Raw genomic sequence first — 16,727 nt, forward strand, 5'->3', positions numbered from 1 at the left:
GGCAGGCCTCGGACAGTTTCCGAGGCCTGCGTGATTATCGCGTCAAATCGAGCGCCGCACTCATGTCGCCCATGGGCGGCTCGTCATTGTTGCGCAGCGCCTTGTCACGGGCGACCAGACCCGGCAGGACGGGCAAATCATAGCGAGCGGTGATAAAGCGCAAGATGGACGTCGTGTCATATTGCGTGTGATCGACCATCCCGGTCCGCGCAAAGGGGGAAATGATAAAAGCGGGAATCCGGTTGCCCGGACCCCAACGGTCCGCCTTCGGAGGAGCGACATGATCCCAGAACCCGCCGTTCTCGTCGTAAGTGACGATCACCAACATATGACCCCACTGCGGGCTCTTTTCGAGATGAGAAACGATATCGGCAAGATGCTGGTCGCCACTTGAAACATCGGCGTAGCCGCTGTGCTCGTTCAGATTTCCCTGGGGTTTGTAGAACGTGACCGCAGGAAGTTTGCCGTCATCGATGTCCTTGATAAAGGCCGTGCCGCCGAGGCCTCCGTCCTTGAGATGCTGGGCGCGAGCCGGAGTACCGGGTGCATAGGCGGCAAAATAGTTGAATGGCTGGTGATGGAACTGGAAGTTCGGCACCGGCGTCGCATTCTTCCCATCAAGGGTCGCCTGCCAAGCTCCGGCATACCATGCCCAATCAATACCTTTCAGCGTCAGAAGATCGCCGATCGTGATGTCGTGTTGCGGCGGCAAGGTTGTCGGCAGACTGGGGTCCGCAAAGGCCGTATCGCCGCCAGCAACGGGAGGATTGGCGCTCGGCTCATATGGCGGTTGCATCGTATTGACGGCGTGAAAGTCGGGCGTGAGATTACCGTCTGATACAAATTTCGGCGCGCCCTCCAAAGCCGATTTGGGCGCGTTCTCGACCACGGTCAGTGAAACACCATCGGCGTCAACCTTGGCGATGGTCGGCTTTGCCGGGCTCTTGTCGGCATCTGGGAAAACAGGGACGCAGGCGCAGGCCAACTGGAAGTGGTTCAGAAATGACCCGCCAAATGCTCCCTGGAAGAAATTGTCGGCAAGAACATATTTCTTTGCGATCTGCCACATGGGCAGGTTGGAACCGTCGTAATGGCCCATGACAAGGCCGCCGGAATCCGCCCAGGCGACGAACTTATCATTCTTGCCACCATCGATCTGCATCTGCTCCTGATAGAAGCGATGCCAGAGATCGCGCGTGATCACCGATGAAGACTGCGCGAAGCCGCTTGCGTCATCGATCGCGAATGTCGCATTCGCCAGATGCGCCGATTGTGCCTCCGTGATCGGCGGAGTAACCCCCTTCGCTGTCAATCCACCCCATGCCGGAGGCAATTCCGCAAGGGGCTGACCATTGCGGTCAAGCTGACGCGCCTGACTGGCTGTTGCGTTAGAAAGCCCATTGGCACCAGGGAAACTGCCATAAAGATTGTCGAAGCTACGGTTCTCGGCGTAGATCACCACTACGGTATCAATCTTGTCGTATCCGGCGGGGGCTGCTTGAACCACCGTTGAGTAAGCAGATGGTAAGATTGCGGCGGTGGCCAGATAAAAGAAATGGAGTAGTTTGAGCCTCTTCACGGCGGATTACCTCATGGCTAGGGGATATTGGCTAGAGGAGCGGAGCCGTCCAAGCGGATGCCGAGAGGCTTGCAAGCGACACGCTAACTTTCTCTCCTATCATTTTTGTGACGGCAGGAGATCGTAACAGGGTTCTAGAATTTCTCCGTCATCATTCTGTTGCACCCGCGCTCGATTATGATCCAGACCGCTCTGAAATCTTACGGAAATGCGACATTGACGCTCAATAAAATGTGGCCAATCCGTGCGCTGATGACGGGCGGCGTGCTAGCGCTTGTACTCGTCCTCGTGCCCCTCTATGAGACCGCCGCCGGAGATGGTGTTGGCATTCATCCAGGGCCAATGTCACGAGCTGCAGCTTTTGCCAGAGCCAGGGCATTGACGGAGGTCGGCCGCAAGATGTTCTCCGATCGATCTCTTTCGGCGTCGGGCCTCCAGGCTTGCGCTTCCTGTCATGACCCGCACCACGCCTACGGACCGGCCTCGGCGTCTCCGGTGGAGTTGGGAGGAGAGCACATGGATCAGCCTGGCTTGCGCGCGGTTCCTTCGCTTCGATACCTGCAGTCCGTGCCGACATTCACGGAACACTTTTACGATTCCGAGGATGAAGGCGACGAAAGCGTCGACAATGGGCCGACGGGTGGCCTCACATGGGATGGTCGCGTCGATCACGGTTACGATCAGGCCAAGATCCCCTTGCTTTCGCCGTTCGAGATGGCAAACAAAGACCCGAAAGACGTTGTTGCGAGCTTGCGCAACGCGCCCTATGCGGAAGAATTCAAGATGATATTCGGAGCTGACGTCTTCGATCACACCGAGGATGCTTTCGCCGCGGCCGTCGAGGCACTCGCGACCTTCGAGCAAAGCGGTCCCGATTTCTATCCTTATTCCAGCCGATACGACGCCTTCCTCGCTGGCAAGGGCAGTTTGACAGCTCAGGAGTTGCACGGTCGAGCTCTCTTCGAAGACCCCGCGAAGGGCAACTGTTCGAGTTGTCATTTGAGCGAACCTGCCAACGACGGGGAGCCGCCGCAGTTTTCCGATTTCGGCTTTCTTGGACTAGCTGTGCCGCGAAATCCAGACATTCCCGCAAACAAGGACCCTAACTATTTCGATCTCGGCCTCTGCGGTCCACAGAGAACCGACCTGAAAGGGCGCGCAGAATATTGCGGCCTCTTCCGCACGCCGACGCTTCGCAACGTCGCGCTCCGCCACAGTTTCTTCCACAATGGCTATTTTCATTCGCTCCGCGATGTCGTCTCATTTTATGTGACACGCGACACGGACCCGGGCCGATGGTATCCGCACAATGCCGATGGCACGGTCCGTCAATATGACGACCTGCCTGCAGCTTATTGGAACAATCTCAATCAGGACCCGCCGTTCGGCAAGAAGCCACACGACAACCCTGGGGTAACGGATGCGGAGATCGACGACATCGTTGCTTTTCTGGGGACGCTGACTGACGCCGATCAGGATCCCCAAGCGGCTCGGTAGCCTGATCCTGCAGTGAGGCAAAGCGGAGGATCATGCCCGGCATCGAGCATTGCGCACGCAAAGGCTTGAACAATCAGGTGCTCGGTTGAATGAAACGACATTCGCGCGATCGGGCAACATGAAGCCATCCACTGCTTAAACCTCCAATCGACATCTCTCTTAGGACGCGGCCGCGTTTGAAGGCGCAAACCGGGGGATGCTCTACAAAAAGATGGGAACTCCGACCATCGATCGGCATGCGGCGAGACGCAGCGATTTTCGTCCATGCATCGTGGCACGGAGGGAACCTTGACCTTTGATTTTGGAGCTGTTGCCGGCACCGTGCCGGCTAAGGACGGGGCTTTCAAATGTCGCCTACCCGATCCCGCCGCAATGCTCGGCTACCAGCTTTTTCCAGTGACGATACACCTTGCCGCCGCTCCAGATCACAATCATGCGACTCGCAAGACCGGTGAGCGTCCCACCTTGCCGCTCGACAATGTCGTTGGCGCTCTGGGAGCCGCTGCATGAGCGAGGCCGTCTCGACAAAGGGCGACGGACCGCTTTCGGCTTTCGAGGACGCGGCAATGCGGCCTGTGTTCATGACCGACTGGCACCAACGCAACCAGACCTTTTTCCCGACCCTTCAGGTTCAGCGCAACGTCATATTCATGATCCTGACGCTGATCGTGCTGATCGCCGAGCTCAATATCATTTCGGGATTGTTCATGCTGGCCAAGGACAAGAGCGCCGACATAGCAATCCTGCGCACGATGGGCGCGACGAGCGGCGCGATCATGCGCATCTTCTTGATGACCGGAGCGGCGATCGGCGTCTTCGTGTGCATGAATATCGAATCGGTCCGCCAGTTCTTCTCGTCGATATCGGGGAGGACAATATTCAATTCCTGGATCTATTTCCTAGGTCAATTGCCAGCGCGCATGGACATCGCGGAAACGGCATCAGTCGTCCCGATGGCGCTCGTCCTCTCCTTCTTCGCCACGCACTTTCCGGCCTGGCGCGCAGCCAGACCCGACCCCATCGATGCGTTGAGGTGCGAAGAACCTTAATTCCTGGTTGACATCACCATCACTACGATAAATACTTCGCTACATGGCGAAGCATCAGACATCACCCATGGACCGTACGTTTTGGGCACTGTCCGACCCAACCCGGCGGGGCGTCCTGCAGCGTTTGCTGGATCGGCCGGGACTTTCCGTCAGCGAGCTCGCCCAATCATTTTCGTTGAAGCTACCCGGCATGACCAAGCATTTGGACGTGCTGTCCGATGCTGGATTGATCACCCGGACGAAGACCGGCCGCACCGTCGCTGTGAATCTCTCCGCCGCACCGATGCAAGAAGCCATGGCCTGGCTCAATCGCTATGAGCGCTTCTGGACCGTTAGCCTTGATCGGCTCGCCACGCTCTTAGAGGAGGATGATACGAAATGACTGACCGCCTTCCGAGCGTGACGATCGTGCGTCGAATCAAGGCCACCCCCGCAAAAGTCTGGGCGGCCATTACACAGCCCGAGTTAATGATGCAGTGGTGGGGGCCTGATGCGGGACCGACCCTTAGCGTGGTCGCCGACGTCCGTCCGGGTGGCCGCTTCAGCGTCGTGTTCCGGCTGCTCAACGACGACGAACACAACCCGACAGGAATCTATCAAGACGTCATTCCCGAGAAACTGCTCGTCTTCACTTGGGATTTGCCCGGAACCTCCGATCCGAAATCGCTGGTGACATTCCGGCTGGAACCGTACGACGCAGGAACCGTGCTGACCCTCATCCATGAGCATCTGCCCGACGAAGATGCCCGCACAAGTCATGAAAGCGGCTGGATTGGCCTTCTCGACAAGCTTCCCGTCTTCCTTGGAGTTGATCAATGACCGAGCTGATCCTGACAACATACGACTGGGTTCCCGAACTGCCGCGCGGCCTCGTGCGCGACCTGCGGGTAAGATGGGCGCTGGAAGAGGCTGGGTTACCCTATCGGGTGGAGAGCACGCCGTTTCGAGACCGTGGCCCTGAGCATTTTGCAGCACAACCGTTCGGCCAGATCCCGTGGCTGACCGACGGAGACCTGACTATTTTTGAAAGCGGCGCGATCCTGCTGCACCTCGCCGAGAAAAGCCCGGTGCTCATGCCCGCCGATCCTCGCGGGCGAGCCGAAGTTTTGGAGTGGGTTATCGCCGCGCTCAACTCGGTCGATCTGCCGAGCCAGCCGTGGGCGCTGTTCCGGTTCATGGGCTTTCCTGGTGAAGCGCCCGAGGCCAGGTTCGTCGACGACTTCCTGAAGGCGAGACTTGATCGAATGGAGACGGTGCTGGCCGGGCGCGAATGGCTGGTCGGCGACCGATTTTCTGTGGCCGACCTGCTGATGGCAGATGTCATGCGACAGATCGAGCGGTTTGACGGGCTCAAAAACCATCCGGCTTGCCACAGTTACGTCAAACGCCTGGTGGCCAGACCGGCCTTTGTGAAAGCATACGACGACCAGATGGCTCATTTCGCTGCAGCAGACGCCGCTTGAACCATGCGCTGCCGCGAAATTCATCGATTGCTGTTGTCCATGCTTCTGGGGCGACGAACATCGCCCAAAGTTGCAAAGCCCCATGATCGGCGTTCAATGACTATTCAGCCCGAGTTATGGGGCAGCTCTTGAAGGGATTGGAACCCTCCTACTCTGTTGATTTCCGCTAGGAACTGGCCTTTAGAGGACGCAGGGTTGCAGATCACCTCAACGGTGGAATTCAACGATTTAAGTGCCAAATGACAACTCCCGTCGTTGGTCGGCCTCGACCTCATGATTTATGCCGAGATCACCGAATAGGATGGTGGTAGCCGCCTTTCCCTTTCGAGCGCCCAATTTGCGTCAATGCAGAAATTGGAATTGTGACGCGTCCCGTCCATTCAGCTCACGCCATTGCAGCGGCGTCAACCCTTCCCAATCGCGAAAGGCGCGATAGAAGGAACTGCGATCCTGATACCCCAGAAGACACGCGACCTCGTCGATGTCGGTAGACGGATTGGACAGTAATTGCCGCCCGAGTTCCTGGCGTGCTTCCGACAGAAGCTCGCGGAAGGTCCTGCCCTCATCGGTGATGCGCCGTTGCAGCGTTCGCTCGCTCATGTTGAGGTCCTGCGCTATCTGCGACAGCTCCGGTCGACCGCTTGCAAGCGATCGCTTCAGGACGATTTTCACCTGGTCGCCAATGGAACTGCGCGCCTGCAGTTCCCCCAGGGCGGCGGTAAGCGCGGGGGTTAGGATTTCCAGGAGCTCGGGATTGTGTCCCGGAAACGGGCGGTCAAGATCGGCGGACTTCAGGACGAGCTTGTTCTGCGGAGCACCATACCTGACGGGACACCCGAAGAAGAGCGGATGCAGATCGCTCTTCGGCCCGGCGCGCATGAATTCGCACCGCACCGGTATCAAGTGTCGCCCGGTTCCACGCCGACCAAGCTCGACCAGGAAGGCAAAGGCAATGTCGGTGGCTATGCCGGGTTCGGGTTCAGTTGCGTAAACCCAGCTGCTCGTGATCGAGACTTCGCTTTTCTCCTCATGGAAACTCAACTGCTCGGGCGTGCACAGCCGCTTGAAGCGCGCAACCCGGTAAAGTGCATCGCGATAATCCCTGGCGTGAAAGGCGGCCAAGGTCGATGGTGGATGGAAGGCCGTGTCCGCCTCGCGAACGAGGCGAAGTCCGAGTGCAGGCTCCGGCACCAACTCCTCAAGCGCCCTGAAGATCGCGAAATACTGCGAGGTCGTCACCATGCCATTCTCGCCCAGATGAAGCGTGGCAGGCAGACGGGCTTGACGCAAAACCGCAGACGGTGGCAGACCGATCCGCTCGACCGCACGCCAGAAAGCCTGTGGCACCTTGCATTTGTCTGCCGGCATCACACTCATCTCAGTTGACCCTTCAAGCCTGATCTCGCAGAAGAACGCATCGTCCGTCGCCGGGAATGTTAGCGCATCTGGCTCATGATGATACGATCGAACATGCGATCACCGAACCATTTGCGGATAGCAATCATCGGCTTGGCATATTTGCCGGCGACGTAGCGCGTCCGCGGCCTTCTTGCATGCACTGCGGCTGAAACGACATCTGCGATCACTTTCGGATCCGTACCGCGCCCATGCCCATAGGTCGCTCGCGTGATCTTGGCGACCGCCTGTGAGACCTCGGCATAGGGGCCTGCTCCGAAGCGCTTTATGAGACCGTCGGCGACCACGTCGCCAAATCCCGTCTCGATCAGGCCTGGTTCAACGACAACGACATTGATGCCAAACGGCGCCAGTTCCAGCCGCAGGCTGTCCGACCAGCCTTCAAGCGCATGCTTGGTGGCATGATACCACGCGCCGAGTAAAGTATAGATCTTGCCGCCCATCGACGAGATGTTGACGATGGTGCCCGAACCCCTCTGGCGCATTGCCGGCAGCACAAGTTGGGTCAGACGGGCCGGGCCGAAGAGGTTGACTTCGAACTGATATCTCGCCTCGTCCATCGCTATATCTTCGACAGGTCCATAGAGCCCGAAACCCGCATTGTTGACAAGGACGTCGACGCCGCCGCTTTCTGCGAGGATGACACCGATGGCTGCCTTGATCTCGTCATCGTCGGAAACGTCCATCTGCAGTGCGCGTGCGCCAAGGCGTTCGAGATCAAGCATCTTGTCGACGCTGCGCGCCGCCACATACACCCGGAAGCCATCGCTGATGAGACGCTTGGCGATTTCCTTGCCCATGCCGGAGGATGCGCCGGTCACCAGGGCTGTTTTCTTGCGTGTGTTGCTCATGTCTGCCTCTCTATTCGCAAGATCACAGATAGAAGCTCGCCGGCGACCAATCATTGACGAAAGCTGCCATCACTGTTGCATATTACGCCAATGTGGGATGCTGCCGTCTTCAGGAAAACTGCCTCTTGGCAAATCGGCCTCGCGTAAAGGCGACCAGAAAAACCACCAGCGGTTCCAAATCGATCATTGGTGGACCGACAACAATACCTGCGGCGACGGGATCCAAGCTGCTGCCGCGCAGCAGATAGCCGACGGTGATGAGAAGCGTGTTCCAGGCAAGCGTGCCAATCACTGTCGCCAGCAGGAACGAGTCCAAAGTCAATCTCAGTATATTCGAATGACAGCTGGACTAGCCTTAACGGTGAGGAACCTCTCCCCCTTCCGTATTTTTCGCGCAATAGCCATGCATATGTGCGAGCCGCCGATCGCGAAATGTTCAGTTGGCCTGCTCCTCGGCAGAAGTCGGCAGGTCGGTGCCTATTACGGGATGGAACCGCGTTGCAGCCGGATCGAATGGCCGGCATTATCGATTGTTTGACGAGTTAGTGAGGTTTTCTCAGTGAGGATCAGAGCCGCCGGCTCTGATCCTCAAGTCTTGAAGACGCTCATATAGAATCAGGCGCTTACTTCGCTTTTCAGAGCGAAAGCGAGCTTCAACATATCGTCCTCCGTCGTGTAGATCGCAGGCGAGACGCGCACGCACGGACCTTTTGCAGGACCTGTGCGTGCGACGGTCAGCACGTTGTATTTGTCGCGCAGTGCTGCGACCAAGGTGGATACTTCAGACGGCGATGCCCAAGTCTTGACGCGGAAAGACGTGATGCCACCCACCATATCGTCCTCATCCGGTGTCAGTATCTCGATTGGCTCGATTTTCCGCGCTTCCGCCACCCAGATATCTCGAAGATGACGAACACGCGCCGCCTTGGCGGCAACGCCAATGTCAAGATGCAGCTTGAGTGCGCTCGGGAGGGTCATGACGCTAGCGAAATTCAGTGTACCCGTATGCACGCGCGATTCGATTGAGGTGGCGGGATTATCCTGGTCACCCAGTTGCGGATCGATGTCGCCAAGACGGTGCTTAGCGATACGGATAAACCCGAGGCCGAGGGGAGCACCAATCCATTTGTGAAGATTGAAGGCGATGAAATCGACACCGAGCTCTTTCGGATCATCGGTGATCTGGCCCCAGGAATGGGCAGCATCCAGAATGACATCGATGCCTTTCGCACGCGCCATGGCGGCGATTTCCTTTACAGGGATGACAAGGCCTGTGCGGTGGCTGAGCTGAGTCAGCAGAACTAGCTTAAGCCTAGGATGGGCGGCGAAGGCCTGCGCATAGGTGTCGATCACCGCCTGACGGGTCGCAGGCTCGGGCAGTGCGATCTTGACCACCTCCACACCACGCCGATCCGCCAGCCATTGCATGGCATATTGTGCGCAGTCGTAATCGAGGTCGGCATAGAGTACCGCATCTCCCGGCCTCAGGAGATTGTAGTTGCTGATCAGCAGCTGGAGTGCTTCCGTTGCACCGCGGGTCAAGGCAACTTCGGAGGAATCGAACCCGCTTGCGGCCGCCACCGCATCGCGCCCCAACTTCCAGTCGGCCCCAAAATGAATTCGGGCATAAGCGGTGTTTTGGCGGTTTATCTTCTCGCTTAGACGCAAGTATTCAGCAAGAACGGGCTTGGCCATGATGCCCCAATAACCATTTTCGAGATTGGTCATTGCAGGATCGATGTCGTAAAGATCGCGCACCGCCTTCCACAATGGCCCATCTGTGGCGAGTGGACCGGAAGGCTTCGGGAGTGGTGCGGTGACAAGCTCGCCGGAAAACGCAGAAGCTGCCAGTGCAGCGGTACCGAGAGCGGCAACGGAGCCAAGAAAACCTCGGCGTTGAAGTGATACGGATTTCGACATCGCAATGACCTTTTGGCAACAGACTGAGAGGTTGTTCGACCAATAGCGAGGCTATCGCACGCGCATATGACAACGCGCCATCAAGCGGCCTGCCCGACCGGGGCAAGAGGCTCTCCCCAGGGTGGCGGCGACAAATTGATGAAGTGAGACTCACGGATCGCAAGGCCAGATCAACACAACCATATCTACCTTCAGCATGACCTTGCCGAGGCATCGAAGCCGATACCCTGTTCGTCGACAGGTGCCACGACACGCCTATCTATGCGGAAGGGCCTTCGGGTACGGCAGCAAGATCGTCTTCCCTGGCAAACACAATCGCAACCTGTCGCGGGCTTACTACCGAACACGACTATGTCAGGGCGCGACGGTGTCCGAGGCGGTGACGGCGAGATCGACCGTCAGCGTGCCGGCTTTCTGAAAGATCAGCTTCAAAGGGACATGTTCACCATCCCTGAGAGGAGCCTTCAATCCCGTTAGCACCACGTGAATGCCTTCACGCGACAGCTCCAGCGTTTGACCGGCTGGCACCACCAAACCGCCGTCGATCGCGTCTATCTGCATGACACCGCGATCCACCTTGACGCGATTTAGCGCAACCGAATCTGCAATCGCGGGATCAACCGCGGCCGCAATCAGACGGTCGTCTGTGCCGGCGTTTACGATGGTCAGATAGGCTTCTCCCAATAAATCAAGATCCCATTCAGAGGTCTTCGGCTGGAAGCCCGGTGGCGTGGCATGGCTCCAAGCATGCGGGATGGTGATCTGGCCTCCAGTGGCATTCTGCGCGTCCGCGGCAAGCGGCGTGATAGCAAAAGCAGCCGCGAAGACTAGGAACAAATGTTTGATCATTTTGCCTGGGCTAAATAGCAGGAGAGGAGCAGTGATAACGCTCGAATATCGTAGATGCCATGCGGAGGTCTGGCAATGCAGATGCATGCTCTTGATGAGAATCGAACCCTACGCTTCCCTATTTCTCTGGATCGCAAGGGATGTTGCGGGGACACGAAAGCAGCCCCAGGCTTCGTTGCGAAAGGGTGCGATTTTTATTCCCTCAGAAAGGGAGCCTGACGACGCGATCGAGTATGATGACGAATAGACCCAGATTCGGTCCACGCTCGGTCAGCAGTGCGATGCCCTTCCCTAAGTCTCTTTCAAATCAGACCGTAAGACACGTGCCAACTTTCATAAATTATCGGCGTCTCGCCATCAGCAGGAAAGATAGGTTACCGCGATCAGCGTTGCGATCAATCCGGCTGGTAGCCGATTGGGAAACAGCAGGACGCGGCCCAGCCAGTCGGCAAGAATCATCAGCGTCGCACCGATAGGGGTTACCGCCGACATCTCCATCAAAGGACGCCGGAAGCCCGTCATTCTAACACTGAATTTCACTCTACTGCGCGGCCGGATGAGGCTCAGGAACACGAACGGTAGTGCGCAATCACGGGCTCGCCGCGACAGATTTCGTTCTCTTTCGTCGCTCGTGGCTAACGTTGCCATGCACTTTTTCAAAGTATTGAATTTTGTAAACAAAGCCGGTTGGGAATATCGCCCTCGGCCATTCAGGTTTAGGGGAAAGGATGACAGAAAACCGAATTAAAATCATTAAATCATGTGGTTATCGATTGGCCTTGTGCAGCAATACGCGGGCGCTTCCCCTATGGAGGCAAGAGGGACCGGCGATCGGTTTATCTATCTAAATCAAAAGAAATCTTTCGAAATCTTGTGGCCGAACTTCAATCATAGATCCTGGCTACCGCTTGGACCGCCGCCGTTGCCCAACACTCCTGGCGGACTGAAGCCGGAAGCACCTCCAGTCAAGTTTCCGGCTTCTGACACCCAACAGCCGCCCGGCTGCTCTCCAACAAGCATTTTTCTGGGTGACTTCAGATGTCTCTTGATCACGCCACAACACGCTCTCCGTTTGGCGAAAGCACGCGGCCACCTGTCGAAGGTGAGCTAAAGACCATCGTCACATTCGTCATCCCCGTTCGACATCAGGCCAATTCCAAGGATTGGCCCTCGCTGAAACGGCGACTGGCACAGACGATCGCATCGATATCAGGCCAGTCCAACAGCAATTGGCGCGGCGTGATCGTTGCCAATGAAGGTGCCGATCTACCCGATCTGCCGCCCAAGTTCTCAGTTCAACGGGTAACGTTTCCCGCCAACCCCCTGTACGACTTGCATGGTGCCGAACGCGAGCAGGTCTATGAGGCCGTAAGGCTGGACAAAGGCCGCCGTATATTGGCAGGTATGCTTTCCGCCCGCGACACACGCTTCTTCATGATCGTCGATGATGATGACTTCGTCAGCGCCAATATCACCGACTTCGCCGCGAGAAATATCACCGCCAACGGGTGGAAGATCGACCGCGGCTATCTCTGGAGCGAAGGCGGACGAATGCTGTTGCACCACGACGATTTCGCCAGTTACTGCGGCACGTCGCTGATCATCCGCTCCGATCTTTACAAGTTACCGGCGACCTTCGAGGATGCCGATGTCGACTATATCAAATCCATGCTCGGCAGCCATGTGCGCATCGGCAAGCTGCTCGCCGATGCAGGATCGCCGCTGGGGTCGCTTCCCTTCCGCGGCGCAATTTATCGTGTGGGCCATAGCGGCGCACACAGCAAATCCCCCAATCTGCTTCGAACCTATTTTCTCAACCGGTCGATACTTGTTCGCCCCGGCCAGCTTTTACGCAATCTGAGGCGAACGCGCCTACTTAGCCGCGCGTTGCAGAGTGAATTTTTCGGCGTTAACGCGGATCGCCAAGCTTGAGTAACGGGCAAGCAAGCAGAAGAAGGTCAGGAGGAAAGCCGGGCTGCTCTTTTGCAAAATCCGGTCGGTTGAGGTCCTGTTTTCTCCGCCGTCATGAAGCCTAGTGTACGGAATTCGAAGCGAGTAGTGCTACCATATTGAACTCCACGTGAGACCCATCCCTTTTGCCATTTTGTGCTAACCGCAAAAGGTTCAAAATAGAGAAGCACTTCATAAGCCTGTCTCCGCCTAGTAGGGTCAGCGTCAAACAGAAAAACGGGCCAGATCATGACGGAACTCGACACGGGATCCGTCCGGCACGACGCAGCCGGCGCATATGGGGCGGCATCAACGAACGAAATCCTAAGACACCCTCATCTCCCGCCCCAACTCTAGAGCCTCCCGAAACAATCCAGCGCACTAGATGTGATTCAGCGGAATGGAATGCTCGAAATATCGAAATCGTTGGAAATACTTATGCGATTTTCATGTCGCCCGCCTTTAAACCTATAGGCGCAATCCCTACGTCATCTTCCGTTATGTCTATCAAGGCAACACCGATGTGAGATCCCTCACGACCACGCTGTCCCTCAGTGGGGACTGGAGACGCGCGGTCATCTTTCCTGACAGTGAGCAGCCCCAGCATTCGACGCACGCTTAGTGCGTCGAGCGCATAGGCGCAATCTCCCCAACTTATCGACCATACACCAACCGGGCGGCAGTCGGGTGGATGAACCCGTGCGCCCTTAGGAGAGAAAAGATGGAAGCCCTACCCAATCTCAGTCCGATGGAATGGATGGCGATCGAAATCGCCGTTCCGATCATCGTGCTGGCCGTCCTGTTTCGTTGGAGCGGCATAGTTCGCTATATCCCCAACGACAGGCTCGGTATCCTCGAAAAGCTGTGGAGCTTTCGCGGCTCCGTCGAGAACGGCTTCATCGCGCTCAACCGCGAGGCCGGCTATCAGCCGGACGTCGTGCGAGGCGGTCTGCACTTCTTCATGCCGTTCCAATATTCGATGCATCGTGCCAATCTCGTGACCATTCCGCAGGGCCAGATCGGCTATGTCTTTGCCCGTGATGGCAAGCCGCTGCCTCCGACACAGACACTGGCGTCCAATACCGAAGCCGATGACTTCCAGGATGTGCGCAGCTTTCTCGAAAAAGGCGGACAGAAAGGACCGCAGCGCAAGATCCTGCGCGAAGGCACCTATGCCATCAATCTTGCGCAATTCATCGTGCTGACCGCCCAGTCGATCTATGCCGTCAATCTGAGCAAGTCAGAACAAGACCTGTTCGCCGATATGTCCAGCATGATCACGGAGCGGGATGGCTTCGAGCCCGTCGTCATCCATAATGCCGAGGACATGATCGGTATCGTCACCATTCATGACGGCCCGGCGCTACCGGATGGCGAGATCATCGCGCCGACCGTTGCCAACGATCCTAAAGACCCGAACTTCCACAACAATTTCCAGGACCCGGAGAAGTTTCTCAATGCCGGCGGTTACCGCGGCCGGCAGCTGCAGGTGCTGGCCGACGGCAGCTACTTCCTGAACCGCATCTTCGCGACCGTCGAACTGGTCGAGAAGACGATCATCGACGTTGGCACAGTGGGCGTCGTCGTCTCCTATAACGGCCGGCATGGCACGGATATATCCGGGCAGGCCTACCGTCATGGCGAACTGGTCGAAATCGGCGCACGCGGTGTCTGGTCAACACCCCTGCTGCCCGGCAAGTATGCGTTCAATACCTATGCCGGCAATATCATTACCGTGCCGACCACGAACTTCGTGCTCAAATGGACGAAGGAACAGTTTGGCGAGCACAGGTTGGACGAGAACCTGTCTGAAGTGTCGTTGATCACCAAGGATGCATTTGAGCCTGTGCTGCCGCTCTCTGTCGTCGTGCATATCGACTATATGAAGGCGCCCCTCGTCGTGCAGCGTTTCGGCGACATAAAACGGCTGGTCGAACAGACGCTCGATCCTATGGTCTCTGCCTACTTCAAGAATATCGCCCAGACAAAAACGCTGATTCAGCTTTTGCAGGAGCGTAGCGATATCCAGCGCAAGTCGGGCGAGGAGATGCGCGAAAAATTCACCTCCTACAGTCTCGAACTGCAGGAAGTGCTGATCGGTACGCCGCGCGCGGCCAACGGCCAGAACAGCATAGAGCAGATTCTCATCCAGCTACGCGAGCGCCAGATCGCGGTTGAAAAAGTCGAGACCTATAAATTGCAGGAGGCGGCCGCGATCCAGGAGCGCACTTTGCGAGAGAAAGAGGCGCTCGCCGAACAGCAGGCCAAAATCACGACGTCAGCTCTGACCATCGAGATCAGCGAGAACGAAGGTAAGGCACAGCTCGCCCGCACCCGCCAGCAGGCGGAAACCATTCAGGTCACCGCCAAGGCTGAGGCCGAAAAAGTGCGCCTCGCCGGCCTGGGCGAGGCTGACCGCATCAAGGCCATCGCGCTTGCCGATGCTGAACGCATCAAGGCGACCGGCTTTGCAGACGCCGAGAAGGTGCGCGCCGTCGGTTTGGCGGAAGCCGAGGCCACTGAGAAAAAAGTCGCGGCCTTCGGTGGGCCTGACTATCAGCTCAACTCGCAGGTCCTCATGCGCTTCGCAGAGGCGATCGAGAACGGCAGGCTACCGCTCGTGCCACAGATCCAAATCGGCGGTGCCGGCGGCGAGAAGGGCGCGGCCAATGGCCTCGTGGAAATGATGCTGTCGCTGCTCGTCTCCGACCGGCTTGGCCGGCAGGATCTGCCGGCTGCAGTGTCTACGCCAGTCGATCAGCATTGATCGTGGATGGGCCGGTCATGCCGGCCCATTTTTGCATCCAGTCCGTAGACGCCGACGCCGCGATAGCGGTGAGGCGAACGAAAGAGACCGGTGATCCAGCTTCGGTCCAGCCGACTTCGCGGCATCATCAACTCGCATGCTGAAATGCTTCGAGCAGTTTAGAGCCCAGATCCGCGTCATCCAGGCTGCAATGTATAGCGCTCTGCTCCAAGCCTTCTCCGCCGTGATTTCGGAAATTTGCTGCCGGAACCATGGATACCTTGTTAGCTTCAGACTCGATCCCGACTGATTTTGCCTTTTTGCCCAAAGCGGCCCAGGTCTTTACTCCCGCCGCTTCCAGGACGGGACGCTGTACGTCCTTCCACTGGGATTGAGGTGGATGCGCAACATCTTCAATCGAATTTGCAAGGGATTTGAGGATCTCGGCAGTGAGCTTTTCTTGATCGTCTGCGCGGATTGAAAAAACTTCACCGTATGCAATCCATAGCCCGGTTTCGGTCAATGACATTGCTTGCAGAAGGATGGTGTCGTTGATCATATATGCTGCAGACTTTTTCATTTTAGCCATATGGAATGATGATCGGATTCACTCACGCGCCCGTGCCGCCTACGAAGCCGAGCGACTTCAACTCCTGCAATCCTGTAAGATATTTCTCCCGCTGCGCTTTCGGCTTTGCGAGCGGCGCGGCGAGGACGACATCCTCGTCGGTCGTGGACAACATGTTGTAAATCCAGGGAAGCCATGGATTGCTCGCAGGAATGCGATCTTCCCAGCCATGGTCGAGTTTGCTTCGCGGTACGATGCCCTGCGTTTCGGGATCGAGACGAAAAAGCCGCCCCGGAATACCTGCGCTGTCGAAGCTCAAGAGGCGCGCTTCCGACAGGTCCAAAGCCCAGTCCGTCGATCGGTAGAATTCCTCACGGGAGCGATCATAGAGGCTCTGTGTCTGCGCGCCCGCCGAAAACTCGACGATGGTGTTGATTTTGAGAGGAAAGATATTGCCGGTCAGCTTGACCCGCGAAAAAATCGTGCCCCAGGCGATCACCAGATCATTCGCCCTGCACTTCGTGATCTCCACGTCCTCCACGCGTGCAGGCCCGAGTTGGCATCCCACGAACTGGCTGTTGGATATCTTCACGTTTCTTACAACGGAACGGGATCCGTTCGCCTGATGCTCCGAGAGCAGGCAGTTGTTAATCACACACTCTTCGAGTTGGATATCGGCAACGACGCGGTCTGCGCGCAGATCCTTGATCATGCTGAAGGTCTGGTTCTGATAGGAAATCATCGCAATAAAACTGCATTTGCTGGGAGCCCGGAAGCCGCCGCTACGATAAACAAAATCGAAAACCCTAAAGACCGATGATCCGGCTTCGGTCCAGCCG

16 protein-coding genes and 1 pseudogene are annotated in these 16,727 nt (G+C 57.2%); 8 read left to right on the top strand and 9 right to left on the bottom strand.

The genetic code is table 11. From position 1 onward, the window contains the following. Positions 1-34: 34 nt before the first annotated feature. Positions 35-1,579 carry an acid phosphatase gene (locus ACQZ6F_RS31865; protein WP_449096226.1) on the bottom strand — a complete coding sequence of 515 codons (1,545 nt, stop codon included), beginning with the start codon at positions 1,577-1,579 and terminating at the stop codon, positions 35-37. A 231-nt stretch (positions 1,580-1,810) separates the two neighbouring features. On the opposite strand from ACQZ6F_RS31865, the gene ACQZ6F_RS31870 reads away from it, so the two are divergent. The 6 genes and pseudogenes from ACQZ6F_RS31870 (at position 1,811) to ACQZ6F_RS31895 (ending at position 5,588) form a co-directional block, all read left to right on the top strand. Then, positions 1,811-3,076, top strand: a complete 1,266-nt coding sequence (locus ACQZ6F_RS31870; protein WP_449096232.1) for a cytochrome-c peroxidase — start codon at positions 1,811-1,813, stop codon at positions 3,074-3,076. A 288-nt stretch (positions 3,077-3,364) separates the two neighbouring features. Next, complete coding sequence (locus tag ACQZ6F_RS31875) at positions 3,365-3,586, top strand: hypothetical protein (RefSeq protein ID WP_449096225.1); 222 nt, start codon at positions 3,365-3,367, stop codon at positions 3,584-3,586. Between the two features lie 44 nt (positions 3,587-3,630). After that, positions 3,631-4,125, top strand: a pseudogene (locus ACQZ6F_RS31880) (lipoprotein-releasing system transmembrane subunit LolC); the annotation flags it as partial. Between the two features lie 67 nt (positions 4,126-4,192). Then, complete coding sequence (locus ACQZ6F_RS31885; protein WP_449096224.1) at positions 4,193-4,507, top strand: ArsR/SmtB family transcription factor; 315 nt, start codon at positions 4,193-4,195, stop codon at positions 4,505-4,507. After that, entirely contained in the window at positions 4,504-4,944 is a 441-nt protein-coding gene (locus tag ACQZ6F_RS31890) for an SRPBCC family protein (protein ID WP_449096223.1), read from the top strand. Before ACQZ6F_RS31885 ends, ACQZ6F_RS31890 begins: the two co-directional genes overlap by 4 nt. Further along, positions 4,941-5,588, top strand: a complete 648-nt coding sequence (locus ACQZ6F_RS31895) for a glutathione S-transferase family protein (RefSeq protein WP_449096222.1) — start codon at positions 4,941-4,943, stop codon at positions 5,586-5,588. Before ACQZ6F_RS31890 ends, ACQZ6F_RS31895 begins: the two co-directional genes overlap by 4 nt. A gap of 342 nt (positions 5,589-5,930) precedes the next feature. On the opposite strand, the gene ACQZ6F_RS31900 is transcribed toward ACQZ6F_RS31895, so the two are convergent. From ACQZ6F_RS31900 to ACQZ6F_RS31925, 6 genes are all read right to left on the bottom strand, one after another. Next, positions 5,931-6,965 (bottom strand): AraC family transcriptional regulator, encoded by a 1,035-nt coding sequence (locus ACQZ6F_RS31900; RefSeq protein WP_449096221.1) that lies wholly within the window; start codon positions 6,963-6,965, stop codon positions 5,931-5,933. 59 nt (positions 6,966-7,024) lie between these two features. After that, positions 7,025-7,855: an oxidoreductase gene (locus tag ACQZ6F_RS31905; RefSeq protein WP_449096220.1), complete on the bottom strand. Its 831-nt coding sequence runs from the start codon at positions 7,853-7,855 to the stop codon at positions 7,025-7,027. A 109-nt stretch (positions 7,856-7,964) separates the two neighbouring features. Beyond that, complete coding sequence (locus ACQZ6F_RS31910; RefSeq protein WP_449096219.1) at positions 7,965-8,171, bottom strand: hypothetical protein; 207 nt, start codon at positions 8,169-8,171, stop codon at positions 7,965-7,967. Between the two features lie 299 nt (positions 8,172-8,470). Next, the gene (locus ACQZ6F_RS31915; protein ID WP_449096218.1) at positions 8,471-9,625 is read right to left on the bottom strand and encodes an aminotransferase class V-fold PLP-dependent enzyme; all 1,155 of its coding nucleotides are present in this window, start codon (positions 9,623-9,625) and stop codon (positions 8,471-8,473) included. A gap of 504 nt (positions 9,626-10,129) precedes the next feature. Then, the gene (locus tag ACQZ6F_RS31920) at positions 10,130-10,711 is read right to left on the bottom strand and encodes a copper chaperone PCu(A)C (protein WP_449096217.1); all 582 of its coding nucleotides are present in this window, start codon (positions 10,709-10,711) and stop codon (positions 10,130-10,132) included. A gap of 270 nt (positions 10,712-10,981) precedes the next feature. Further along, positions 10,982-11,272: an iron chelate uptake ABC transporter family permease subunit gene (locus ACQZ6F_RS31925; RefSeq protein ID WP_449096351.1), complete on the bottom strand. Its 291-nt coding sequence runs from the start codon at positions 11,270-11,272 to the stop codon at positions 10,982-10,984. Positions 11,273-11,662: 390 nt separating this feature from the next. Between ACQZ6F_RS31925 and ACQZ6F_RS31930 the strand changes: the two genes are divergently transcribed. Both ACQZ6F_RS31930 and ACQZ6F_RS31935 read left to right on the top strand, forming a co-directional pair. After that, on the top strand, positions 11,663-12,556 hold the full coding sequence (locus tag ACQZ6F_RS31930; protein ID WP_449096215.1) for a galactosyl transferase: 894 nt from the start codon (positions 11,663-11,665) through the stop codon (positions 12,554-12,556). Positions 12,557-13,295: 739 nt separating this feature from the next. Then, positions 13,296-15,341 (top strand): SPFH domain-containing protein, encoded by a 2,046-nt coding sequence (locus ACQZ6F_RS31935; RefSeq protein WP_449096214.1) that lies wholly within the window; start codon positions 13,296-13,298, stop codon positions 15,339-15,341. Positions 15,342-15,468: 127 nt separating this feature from the next. Here the strand turns inward: ACQZ6F_RS31935 and ACQZ6F_RS31940 are convergent, their stop codons facing one another. After that, a complete protein-coding gene (locus ACQZ6F_RS31940; RefSeq protein ID WP_449096213.1) occupies positions 15,469-15,879 on the bottom strand; it encodes a hypothetical protein in 411 nt (136 codons plus the stop codon). 52 nt (positions 15,880-15,931) lie between these two features. Next, the gene (locus ACQZ6F_RS31945) at positions 15,932-16,600 is read right to left on the bottom strand and encodes a hypothetical protein (RefSeq protein ID WP_449096212.1); all 669 of its coding nucleotides are present in this window, start codon (positions 16,598-16,600) and stop codon (positions 15,932-15,934) included. Positions 16,601-16,727 lie beyond the last annotated feature (127 nt).

It is taken from the genome of Rhizobium sp. A22-96, from assembly GCF_053521805.1.

Coding starts and splice junctions, on each gene's coding strand:
- ACQZ6F_RS31925 (WP_449096351.1), bottom strand. CDS start 11,272: ATGGCAACGTTAGCCACGAGCGACGAAAGAGAACGAAATCTGTCGCGG.
- ACQZ6F_RS31895 (WP_449096222.1), top strand. CDS start 4,941: ATGACCGAGCTGATCCTGACAACATACGACTGGGTTCCCGAACTGCCG.
- ACQZ6F_RS31870 (WP_449096232.1), top strand. CDS start 1,811: ATGTGGCCAATCCGTGCGCTGATGACGGGCGGCGTGCTAGCGCTTGTA.
- ACQZ6F_RS31890 (WP_449096223.1), top strand. CDS start 4,504: ATGACTGACCGCCTTCCGAGCGTGACGATCGTGCGTCGAATCAAGGCC.
- ACQZ6F_RS31930 (WP_449096215.1), top strand. CDS start 11,663: ATGTCTCTTGATCACGCCACAACACGCTCTCCGTTTGGCGAAAGCACG.
- ACQZ6F_RS31940 (WP_449096213.1), bottom strand. CDS start 15,879: ATGATCAACGACACCATCCTTCTGCAAGCAATGTCATTGACCGAAACC.
- ACQZ6F_RS31935 (WP_449096214.1), top strand. CDS start 13,296: ATGGAAGCCCTACCCAATCTCAGTCCGATGGAATGGATGGCGATCGAA.
- ACQZ6F_RS31905 (WP_449096220.1), bottom strand. CDS start 7,855: ATGAGCAACACACGCAAGAAAACAGCCCTGGTGACCGGCGCATCCTCC.
- ACQZ6F_RS31945 (WP_449096212.1), bottom strand. CDS start 16,600: ATGATCAAGGATCTGCGCGCAGACCGCGTCGTTGCCGATATCCAACTC.
- ACQZ6F_RS31900 (WP_449096221.1), bottom strand. CDS start 6,965: ATGAGTGTGATGCCGGCAGACAAATGCAAGGTGCCACAGGCTTTCTGG.
- ACQZ6F_RS31885 (WP_449096224.1), top strand. CDS start 4,193: ATGGACCGTACGTTTTGGGCACTGTCCGACCCAACCCGGCGGGGCGTC.
- ACQZ6F_RS31920 (WP_449096217.1), bottom strand. CDS start 10,711: ATGCATCTGCATTGCCAGACCTCCGCATGGCATCTACGATATTCGAGC.